Raw genomic sequence first — 12,036 nt, forward strand, 5'->3', positions numbered from 1 at the left:
CCTACTCCGCACCCAGCGGCCGCCGCCGGGATCTCATTATCTTGTACTCCAAGATGCCCGCTCGCAGTTGCTCGTAGACCACAGATCCGGGCAGGGCGAGAAAGTTGGCCACCCGGGGACCCGCATCCCCGTAGATCCGTTCCCAGTCACCGACGGCTTGGTTGCGCGAGGCGATCACGTTGGCGGTGATATCCCGCTCGTTCTCGATAGTGAAGTCCAGCGCCTGCAAACGCGTTCTCACCTGGTCCCACTCGTACGAGCCCAGTAGGTCGGTGTGCAGGAACCAGGCTCCGGGACGGCTGATCCGGCGTACTTCACCCAGGAACTTCGCGAGATTACTGTAGGAATGCGATGATTCCACATTCATGACGACATCGCAGGATCCGTTGTCCAGCGGGATATTCAAGGCGTCGCCCACTTCGAAGCGCAGCGAGGGATGGAGATGCGTCGACCGGCAGAAGGCGATCGCCTCGGAGGACCTGTCAATGCCAGTCACGTGCGCGGAGAAGGTCTCCGCGACAAGTGCTGCCGTACCGCCGCGACCGCATCCGATGTCGACGATGGTGCAGTCGTTCAGGTCGAGCGATCCGATCAGCTCGAACACCAGGCGGACCGAATTGGCGTTGAAGGTACCTTCGCGGATGACGGCGGTGGAGTCATTGCGAGAATCCGTCGCCGCGTATCCGTAGTTCAAGAAGTGCGATACCTTGGCCAACCCGACTGCCGCGAAGCGCCGGCTGAGTTGATCGTAGAACTTATGCCATCCGCTGGGGCTCGTCGACATGAGGTCGTCGGCCAGGTGTGCCGAAATGGGTTCGGAGACGGCTTCATTGGAATCGTCCACCTACGTCGTCGCTATCTGCTCGGCCAAGTGCTCGGCGAACGAAGTGATCGTCGGGTAGTCGAACACCGCGGTGGCGGTGATCGTGAATGCGCCACCGAACTGGCCGAGCAACCGGTTGCGGAGTTCCACAGCCATCAGTGAATCCATCCCGAGTTCCAGGAATCGGCTGGACGCGGCCGGCGGTTGGGCGAGTCCGAGGAAGTGTTGCAATTCGGTCTGCAGATGCTCGGTGAGGAAGCCGGCCAGCTGCGGCGTCGGCACCTCCTGCAGTTGTCTCAGCAGTGCACTGTCGACGGGCGTCGCCGAAACCTCGCTGGGTAACACATATTCGAGAACGGGTGGGCGGTGGGCGCTGAGCAGCTTCGCGACGCGTTGCCAGTTGGCCTTGACCACGACCACCTGCGCGATTCCATGCGCGACTATTTCGCTGACCGCGTTCAACGCGGCGTCGGGCGCAAGGGGAATGAGGCCCCGGGCACCGAGATTGGCGCGTGCGGCATCCGAGCTCGCCATACCGCCGTGCGCCCACGGGCCGAAGTTGATGCTGCTCGCGGGCAGACCTTGCGCCCTGCGATACGCAACAAGTCCGTCAAGCAGTGCGTTGGCGGTCGCATAGTTGGCCTGGCCCGCCGCTCCCAGCACGCTGGCGCCCGACGAGTACATGACGAAGAAGTCGAGATCGTCGTTTCTGGTCAACCGATGTAAAAGCCAAGCACCCAACGCCTTTGGCCGCATCGTACTTCGGAACCGCTCCAGGCTCTGCTGGGGCAGCAGAGCGTCATCGAGCACACCCGCGAGGTGCGCCACACCGGCGAGCGGTGGCAACTCGGCCCGGATCCGCTCCAGTAGCGACGCGAGCTGGGACTCGTCGCCGACGTCGGCCGCAAACGTGTGAATTCGGCATCGGTAACGCTCGGTGATGGTGTCGATTTCCCGTTGCGCGTCCGCGTCGGGCGTCCGCCGGCTGGTCAACACGATGTCACCGGCCCCGAGTTGGGCGAGATGGGCTGCCGTGTGCATACCGAGCGCACCCAGGCCGCCGGTGATCAGATAGCTCCGGTCGCCGCGCCCCTGAAGCGGTTTGGGCATCTGCAGCACAATCTTGCCGATGTGGCGCGCCTGCTGCATACGGCGGAATGCGGTCTTCGCATCGGCCAGCGGGTAGATCTCGAGAGCCGGCGGGGCCAGTTCCCCACTGGCCAACCCGTCAGCCAGCACCGACATCAGGCCTCGGATTCGCTGGGGGTCCGTCATCATGAGCATGTCCAGCGCCACGATCTCGTAGTCGAGGTCCGGGCGGGCCGCCGCCATCTGCTCGGCAGTCCAGATGTCCCGTTTGGCGATCTCGACGAACCGGGCGCCCTGGGCAGTCGCTCGCAGCGTCGCTTCGATGAATCCCTCGTTGGTCAGGCTGTTGAGGACGACATCGACGCCTGCTCCGTCGGTGTCCGCGAGGATCTGGTCTGCGAAATCCGTGCTGCGCGAGTCGTAGACGTGCTCCACGCCGATCTTGCGCAGCGTCGCACGCTTGTGCTCGCTGGCGGTTGCGAAGATGGTTGCACCGCGTTGGCGCGCCACCTGGATCGCCGCCAGGCCGACACCACCGCTGGCGGCGTGAATAAGCACCCGGTCGCCGGGTCCCAGCTTCGCCCAGTCGAATGCCAGGAACGCGGTCAGCATGGCAGTCGGTGTGCTCGCCGCGGCCGTCGCGTCGGTACCGTCCGGGACCGCCGCGAGGAACCGAACAGGCACGTTTGCCCGACTGGCCATCGATCCCGCCGTGGCCCCGAAGACCCGCTGCCCGACCTCGAATTCGGTGACGCCAGGACCTACTGCGGTCACGACGCCGCAGATATCGCCGCCGACCGGCCCGGCATAGCCCGGGTAGAGGCCGAGCACATTGAGCACGTCGCGGAAGTTCAGACCGGCGGCCTCGACCCTCACCTGTACATGACCCGCGAGCGGTGCGGCGACTTCCGTCTCGGCGAGACGCAGGTTGTCGATCGCGCCCCGTTGGGTGGGTTCCAGGGCATAGTCAGTCGCGCGGGGCACCGCCAGGTGGGCACCGCGCGCCCATGGCAGCAGCCGCGGCACCAGTAACTTTCCTTGTCGCAGCGCGATTTCGGATTCATCAGGCTGCGTACCGAGGAGGCCGGCCAGCGCGCGCACAGCGTCATCGGAGCCGTCGTGGTCGACCAGTCGGCAACGCAGTTGCGGCTGCTCGGCGACGATGCTGCGCCCGAGCCCCCACAGCGCCGCCTGCACGGGATCGACCGGCTCGCCGGATTCGGTCGCTACCGCCCGTTGTGTGACGATCCACAGACCGCCGGGAAGTCTCGCCGCTTCAGGTGTCAGCAGGGCGTGCACGATGTTGAGCAGCTGGTCGATCTCGCTCTCGAGTCGCGCGTTGAATTCGGAGCTCGACTCTTCTGCGCCGGGGCGCGCGGTGGCGCCCCAAACGATGCCGGACACCGGCACACCGCGCTCCTGGGCCTGCGCCAAGAACTGCGTCCACGATTCCACATCCGTTGTGCGACTTGACCGGAGACAGCCTGGCACGTCTGCTGCCAGCCTGTCGAAGCCTGCGATCAGCCAGGTCGGGAAAGTGCCACCGGCACCCCCACCAGCACCTGCAGAGGCCGCGACCTCGCGCCAGCTGACGCTGTACAGGTTCCGGGTGGCATCCCCGCCTAGCCCGCGCAACAACGCCGCCCGGGGCGCCCGCTTCACCTTGAAATCGCGGATTCCGCCCAGCCGGCGGCCATCCCGGTCCACGAAGTCGAGATCGAAGGCCTGAGTCTCGGCGTCGGGATCGCCGGGTTGCCACCTTGCGCGGCAATAAAAACGCCGCGGCATCCGCTCTTGCAATTCCACCAGCCCGTATTGCAGCGGCAAGAAGAGATCCGTGCCGGTCTGCCCGAGTTCGGCCGCTGCCCGGATCATTGGAGAAGCTGGGGACGAGACACCTGTGCACAGGTCCAGCAGCACCGGATGGACGGGCTCGCTGGCGAGTTGCTCGGCGAGTTCGGCGCCGACTGCGATGTCGCCCACCGACTCTCCCTCGCCGACCCACAGCGATTTCAGGGAAGTGGACCAGGTGGGCCCCAACGCCAGTTCCATGTCCGCGAGGGCCTCGAACAGTTGCTGTGGGCGGGTGCGGGCCAATCGCTCGCACAGGGCGTCGATGGACTCCTCCCGTTCCGCCGTCGGCGCCGTCTCCTGCTTCTGCGCCTCGGCAGCGTCATCGTGAAGTCCTGCCGCCACCTTGCCATCTGCGTTCAACGACCATTCGGCGTCGCGATCACCGTAGGGGCGGCTATCCACCCGGAAGGTCCAACCGCCCTCATCAACCGGATGCAGAGTCAGCTGCACCTCGCGGGATGTCTTCTCGCCCAGAATGACCGGTTCGTAGAAGAAGACTTCGCGTACCTGCGCCGGCGTACCGGCGGCAGCCAACGCCATCGCCGCATACGTCGCACCCGGAACGACAACGTTGCCGTAGATGACGTGATCCGACAGCCATGGCTGTGATTTGAGCGACAGCAAGCTTGTGTAGACGACATCGCCAGATGCGAGATCTTTTCCGCTGCCCAGAATGCCGGAACTGGCGGCGCCGTCGGCGCGGATACCGGAAGTCTTGGGCCAGAACCGGCGGCGCTGGAACGGATAGGTAGGCAGCTCGACCCGGCTTCGTCGCTGATGATGCAGAGCAGCGAAGTCCGGCCGGCATCCGGCCGCATACGCTGCCGCCAGCGCTTCGGTGATCTGGCGCCGGGCGTCAGTGCCCTTGCGCAGTGAAACGATGGCGCGCGGAGCCACTGACGATTCCGGCCAGATCTGCATGGCAGCCCCGGTCAGAATCGGCTGCGGACCAAGCTCCATCAACACCGAGCAGCCCAGTTCCGATGCTGTGCGCACGCTTTCGGCGAACCGCACCGGCTGACGCGAATGCTTCCGCCAGTACTGGGCATCCAGCGGGTTGTCCGCCGTGAGCACCGCACCCGTGCGATTGCAGATGAGCGGAAGCGTCGGCACCCCGAACTCCATTTGCGCCGAACATGTTTCGAATTCGGCCAACGCCGGTTCCATCAGCTCGGAGTGGAAAGCGTGACTGGTCTCCAGCCAGTTACACCGAATGCCGTCGTTGCTGCGGGTGGCGACTATCTGTTCCAGATCCTCGCCCGGACCCGACAGCACCGTGTTGGAGCCGTTGTAGGCGGCCACCGACACCCGCGGGAATTTGTCGGCGATGTCTTCCACCTGCTTGGGGTCGGCGAACATTGCCACCATCCGGCCGCCGTCGGGCAGGTTGCCGAACACCCGCCCCCGTTGGGCGATCAGCCGTGCCCCGTCCTCGAGGCTGAACACCCCGGCCACGCATGCCGCCGCATACTGTCCCACGCTGTGGCCGAGCACCACGTCGGGCTCGATACCCCACGACTGCCAGAGCCGGGCCAGACCCATCTCGATGGCGAACAGCGCCGGCTGTGCGAAAGAGGTGTGGCGCAGCGCATTTTCGGCATCGTCGTCGGTGTTGAACAGCACCTCCAGCAGCGGACGCGCCGTGATGCCCTCGACCGCCTGTGCACACCGGGTCACGGTGTCGGCGAACACCGGTTCGCTGTCGAATAATTCGCGCGCCATCCCCGGATACTGGCTGCCCTGCCCGGTGAAAAACCACGCCGTCTTGGGTGGGTCACCGCACTCGCCACGCACCGCACCGGGTCCCAGCCGATTCTCGGCCAACCCCGTCAACAGGTCATGAGCTTGCTGGACCGAATCCACCACCAGCGCTGCCCGATGCTCGAAATGCGAGCGTCCCACCCCGGCGGTGAAACACACGTCGGCGATGTCGACCTGCGGATGCGCGTGAAGCCAGGTCCCATAACGCTGCGCCAACCCCGCCAATGCCGGCGCAGAACGTGCCGACAGCGCCAGCACGCTAACCGTTTCGTCACTGGTCGCCGGTTTTGCCGCAGCGAGCTCGGCAGGCGGCGGTGCCTCCTCGATCAGCACGTGGGCGTTGGTGCCGGAGAACCCGAAAGAACTTACCCCGGCACGGCGCGGCCTGGCCCCGTTCTTCGTGAGGCCCTGCCACGGGACTGCCTTGCCAAGCACCCGGACCGGCAATGAGTTCCACGGGATGTGCGGCGATGGTGTCCTGAAGTGGAGGTTCTGCGGCAACATTTCGTGCTGTAACGACAACACGACCTTGATCACGCCGGCGACTCCTGCCGCGGACTCCAGGTGGCCGACGTTGGTCTTCACCGATCCGATCAGTAGCGGGTCATTGGCTTCGCGGCCGGCTCCGTAGACGGCCGCTGCGGCCTGGACCTCGATCGGGTCTCCCAGCGAGGTGCCCGTGCCGTGCGCTTCCAGGTAGTCGACGTCACGACCGGCGAGACCGGCCCGGGCCAGCGTGGTGGCGATAAGACGCTGTTGTGCACCGCCGTTAGGCACCGTGAGACCGCTGGAAGCCCCGTCCTGATTGACCGCGCTACCTCGGATGACTGCGCGGATCCGATCACCGTCTCGCTCCGCGTCGCTCAGCCTCTTGAGAACCAGGACCCCGCATCCCTCACTGCGCACGTAGCCGTCCGCAGCAGCGTCGAAGGTCTTGCAACGCCCGTCGGGGGAAAGCATTTTGGCGCGCGAGGTGGCGATGAGCGATGCCGGACTCAACAACACGTTCACTCCACCGGCCAGTGCTAAATCGCAATCGCCGGCGTGCAATGCGTGACAAGCCTGATGGATGGCGACCAACGACGAGCTGCACGCGGTATCCACCGCCATCGCCGGCCCCTCCAGCCCGAGCGCGAACGCAACCCGGCCCGCGATAACGCTGATCGAGTTGCCGGTGCCGAATTGAGCTTCGATGCTCTCGAAGGTACTGGCGGCCAACACATGCGAATATTCGTTGCTGCACACGCCGACGAACACGCCGCTTCGGCTGCCGCGCAACGCCGCGGGCGAATATCCGGCACTCTCCAGACCCTCCCAGGCAATCTCCAGCATCAACCGCTGCTGCGGATCTATCCAGACTGTCTCGCGCGGGGAGATGCCGAAGAATTCCGGATCGAATCCGTCGACCGAGTCGAGGAATCCGCCATAGCGGGTGTAGATCTTGCCCGGTGTGTCTGGATCCGGGTCGTAGTACTCGTCGATGTCGAAGCGATCATCCGGGATCTCGCGGATCGCATCCACACCGTTTGACAGCACTTCCCAGAACGCGTCGGGATCAGGCGCACCCGGAAAGCGGCAGGCTACCCCGACGATCGCAATCGGCTCGTCGGTGCGCACGATTGGTGCCGGGACAGGCTCGGCTGCGACGGATGCCGGCGTACCGAGACCGAGGACGTCTCGAAGCAGGTACTCGGCGGCGTCATTCAGCCGCGGATAATCCATCGCGAGGGTCACCGGCAGTTCTCTGCCCAACCCCTGCTCGAATCGGCGATGCAGGTTGACGGCCATCAGCGAGTCAATGCCGAGATCGAAAAACCCGACGTCATCCCGAATTTGAGTGCGGTCGATCTTTGTCACCTCGGCGACGGCGTCGCGCATGTAGTCCAGCACCAGCGCCCGGCGCTGCTGGACGGGAGCCGCTTTGATCTGGTCGATCAACGGGGTCGTCGCGACGGAGATCCGCCCCACCGGGTTCTCCGGCACCTCAGGCGCAATGCGCGCGTGGAAGTTCCGCTTGCGCAGCATCAGCTGATACGGCAGGAACCGGGGCCAATCGATCTTGGCCAGGATTCCGTACGGTGCGGGTGAGGCGATGAGTTTCGCCATGCCTTCCAACGTCGGGGCTGGTGAAAGCGGCGCCACTCCGAGCGCCGCCCAGGTGTCTCGGGTCCTGTTGTCGGCCATACCCGCCGGCCAGAGGCCGAGAGCGACGGTGGTGCCGGGGATTCCGTGCTGACGCTGCCACCAGGCCAACCCGTCGAGGAACGCATTCGCGCAGGCGTAGTAGATCCAGCCCCTGCTGGGCCACAGCGCACTGATGGACGAGGTGCTGAGGAAGAAATCCAGCTGCAGGTCGAGGGCAGCTTGGCTCAAATACCAACTACCCCAGACTTTTCCCGTGAACACCTGGTGCAGCATGGCGTCGTCCAAAGTATCTACCGGACCCATGTTGAACTCGCCGGCCGCGTGCACGATACCGGCCAGTGGCGGCAATTCGGTGCGCACGGTGGACAGCAGCGCAGTGACGTCATCCCGTTTGGAAACGTCCGCTGCCAGGGTTCGGATCTGGCAACCGAACCCTTCCCGTATCGCGTCGATGCGTTGCTGCGCGGCCTCGCTTGGGTTGCGTCGGCCGGTCAACACCAGGTATCCGGCACCCCGCGCGGCAAGGTATTCGGCAATGTCGAGTCCGATCGCACCAAGTCCGCCTGTCACGAGATACGTTGCGTCAGTGCGGAGCCCGAGTTCGACAGTCGTCGGCTCCTCGGTGCGGCGGGAGACGCGAGCGACGTATGTGGCGTGATCACGCAGTGCGATCTGGTCTTCGGTGGCCGCGCCGTGCAAGATGTGCGCAATCAACCCGGGCCACTCGTTGCCGACACCGGCAGGCAGATCCGCCAGTCCACCCCAGATTTTCGCTACTTCAGTCGCCGCGGTGCGACCCAGCCCCCAGAGGCACGACTGAGTCGGTGACACGGTGTCGGAGGCCGTAACGTGTTGTGCACCAACGGTGATCATCCAGATTCGTAGGTCCAGCTGAGAAGCGATGGCGGCGCGGATGAACCGTTGTGTGCCGCTGAGGATTCGGTGCTGCAGCCGATCCAGCGACCGTGTCGACGCGGCACCGCCCGGGTCGAGGCCTGCGAGGTGGAGGATGCGCAACGTGGGTTGCTCGGCCGCAGCAGCACGGAGTTCCGCTTGCAGGAGCTCTTCCTCGGAGTCTGATTGGGGCAACGCGAGGATCCGGTGCCGGTGGCCGTGCGCTGCGAGTACGTCGAGAAGTGGCCCGACAGTGTCGGCGTCATCGGTGAGCAGGAGCCAGGTAATCCCGCCGGAGTCCCGACTGGGCGTGGGGGCCGGGCCCGCAACTGAGGAAGCTAACTTCTCCCAACAGATCTCGTAGCGGGCGTCCGCGAGGGACTGCACGCTGCGCTCGCGATTGTGTTGAGCCGCAAGTCGTTGCAGCATGCCTACCGTCTTGCTGGTGTCGTCGGCGTCCTGGGAATCGCCGACCAGCGCGGCCAAATCTTCGAGCCGCTCCTCCTCGAGTAGCCGGACCGTCTCGGTGCGTACCGCATCGGTCGGACGGGCTTTGCGTCCTTCGAACCAATACGTCTGACGTTCGAAGGGATAGGTGGGTAGGTCGACCTTGCGGCCCCTGCCGTGCTGGAACGCGGCGAAGTCGGGGTGGTGGCCGGCGATGTAGATGTCTGCGAGTGCATCGGTGATCTGGTTGTGGTCGTTCGCATTTCGGCGCATGGATGCGATCGCCCGGGGTGCGTTTGCCGGGTCGGGCCAGGCCCGCAGGGCTGCGGCGGAGAGCACCGGTTGGGGGCCCACCTCCAGTAACAGCCGGCATCCGAGGTCGGCGAGCGTTCGCACACTCTTGGCGAATTCGACTGGCTGTCGCGCGTGGCGGCGCCAGTACGAACCGTCCAGCGCCGTGTTTCTGGCTACTGCCGCGCCGGTGCGGTTACACACCAATGTCTTCTGCGGCGAACCGAATTCGAAGCGGGCGAGGTATTGCTCGAACTCGTCCAGCACGGGATCGAGCAACGCGGAATGAAAGGCATGGCTGGTGTCGAGCCAGTCGCACCTGACTTCCTCGTCCAGCAGGCCGGCTATTGCGCGCTCCAGAACTTCCGCGGGACCGGAAAGCACGGTATTGGCACCGTTGTAGGCTGCCACTGAAAGGCGCGGGTAGTGGTCGATCAAGCTCTCGACGCGGTCCGCGGCGGCGAACACCGCGACCATCCGGCCACCCGGTGGCAGACTGCCGAACAACCGGCCGCGTTCCGCCATCAACTGTGCCCCGTCCTCGAGAGTGAACACACCGGCGACGCAGGCCGCCGTGTATTGACCCACGCTGTGGCCCACCACCACATCGGGTTCGAGGCCCCATGACTGCCAGAGCCGAGCCAGGCCCATCTCCACGGCGAACAGGGCCGGCTGGGCGTGGGAGGTGTGTCGCAGCGTGTCTTCGGTATCCGGGCCGAAAATTACTTCCAGCAGCGGTCTTTCGAGGATGTCGGCGGCAGCGTCGGCGCACCGGGTCAATGTCTCGGCGAACACGGGCTCGAGGTCGAACAGGTTCCGCGCCATACCGACGTACTGGCTCCCTTGGCCCGGGAACAACCAGGCGGTCTTCGGCGGGTCGGAGCATCCGCCGCGAACCAGTCCCGATGCCGGACGATCGTCGGCGAGCGCATCGAGTAGCTCGGCGGCGGAGGCGGTGGAATTCACCACCAACGCGGCGCGCTGGCCGAAGTGGGAGCGGCCCGCACCCGCGGTCAGGCACACGTCGGCCAGGGCGGCGTCTGGGTGTTCGGCCAACCACTCGCGGTATCGGTGTGCCAGCGCTACCAACGCAGTCGGCGTACGCGCCGAGAGCGGCAGAACGCGGAGGCGTTCGTCGTGCGGCCGCGTGGGCGGGTCGGCTTCCCGATCCACCGCTGATGGGGCTTCCGCGACGACGACGTGGGCGTTGGTGCCGGTGAAGCCGAACGAACTGATCCCCGCGATCCGGGGGCGGCCGTTAGGGGCCCACGGGGTGGTTTCCGCCACGACCCGCACCGGAATGCGGTCCCAGGGAATATGCGGTGATGGATTTTGGAAGTTCAGGTGTTTCGGCAGTTGCTGGTGCTCGAGCGACAGGATGACCTTGATCAGGCCGGCGATCCCGGCGCTGGCTTCCAGATGCCCGATGTTCGTTTTCACCGAACCGACCAACAGCGGCCTGCCGGCGTCGCGTCCGGTGGCGAATGCCGCACCGGCAGCTTGCATTTCGATCGGGTCGCCCAGCGATGTCCCGGTCCCGTGCGCCTCCAGGTAGTCGATGTCGCAGGCCGCCACACCGGCGTTTTGCAGCGCATCCGCGATCACCCGCTGCTGGGCGATGCCATTGGGCACCGTCAGGCCACCCGATGCGCCGTCCTGGTTGACCGCGCTGCCCCGGATCACCGCCCGGATCCGGTCACCGTCGCGGATGGCGTCGTCGAGTCGCTTCACCACGATGACGCCGCAGCCTTCACCCCGGACGTAGCCGTCGGCGGCCGCGTCGAAGGTCTTGCACCGTCCGTCGGGCGCCAGCATGTGCGCCCGGGAGAAATTGATCATGGTCGTCGGGCTCATCAGCAGCCCTACGCCACCGGTCAGTGCGAGATCGCACTCCCGCAGCCGCAACGCCTGGCACGCCTGGTGCACCGCCACCAATGACGAACTGCACGCGGTGTCGACCGAGACGGCGGGTCCCACCAACCCGAGTCGATAACTGATGCGCCCCGCCGCGGCGGCGGATGCATTGCCGATCGCAAGATAGGCGTCGATGTCCTCCACGGTCATCGCGTTGGTCAACAGCGTCAGGTAGTCGGTCGTGGAGATGCCGATGAAGACGCCGGTTTTGGTGCTCGCCAACGACGACGGGGCGGTATTGGAATGCTCGACCGCTTGCCACGCCGTCTCCAGCAACAGGCGGTGCTGCGGATCCATGAACACGGCCTCGCGCGTCGACACTCCGAAGAACGGTGCGTCAAAACTTCCGACATCCTCGATGAGCCCGGCCCTGCGGGTCACCATCTTCCCGGGAGTGTCCGGATCTGGGTCGTAGTAGTCGTCCATATTCCATCGTTCACCGGGAATCTCCGAAATGGCATCGCGTCCCTGCCGCAATACCTCCCAGAAGCCCTCGGCATCGGCTGCGCCGGGAAAACGCGCCGCGTAGCCGACGATCGCGAACCCGGCTCCCCCCTGATCCACGTCCGTTGTCACGAGGGTGTCCTCTCTGTCGAGGTCAGCGTCTGTTGACGTCAGCGAAAATTCGCCGGGTGCCGCGATGCGGTTGACACCGCGAAACGACCGAGCGGTGTCGGCTGGTGCGGCAAAAGAGCGCGCGAAGGGGTTCGTGCCAGCAACGGTTCGCTGTGCAACGCCGCCATCCTGACGCTCCCGCGTGAATCAGCCATCAAACCCCCGGTAAAGCGGTATCGAGTCCGCGCTGCGGGCTCTTCGGG

2 protein-coding genes are annotated in these 12,036 nt (G+C 65.5%); both read right to left on the reverse strand.

Annotation, left to right across the window (positions count from 1 at the left end; all coding sequences use genetic code 11):
- Position 1: 1 nt before the first annotated feature.
- Positions 2 to 844: a class I SAM-dependent methyltransferase gene (locus AO501_RS21665; protein WP_055579673.1), complete on the reverse strand. Its 843-nt coding sequence runs from the start codon at positions 842 to 844 to the stop codon at positions 2 to 4.
- On the reverse strand, positions 845 to 11,794 hold the full coding sequence (locus AO501_RS21670; protein ID WP_055579674.1) for a type I polyketide synthase: 10,950 nt from the start codon (positions 11,792 to 11,794) through the stop codon (positions 845 to 847). It abuts the gene before it with no gap.
- Positions 11,795 to 12,036: the final 242 nt, after the last annotated feature.

Source organism: Mycobacterium gordonae, from assembly GCF_001417955.2.
Classification (GTDB): domain Bacteria; phylum Actinomycetota; class Actinomycetes; order Mycobacteriales; family Mycobacteriaceae; genus Mycobacterium; species Mycobacterium gordonae_B.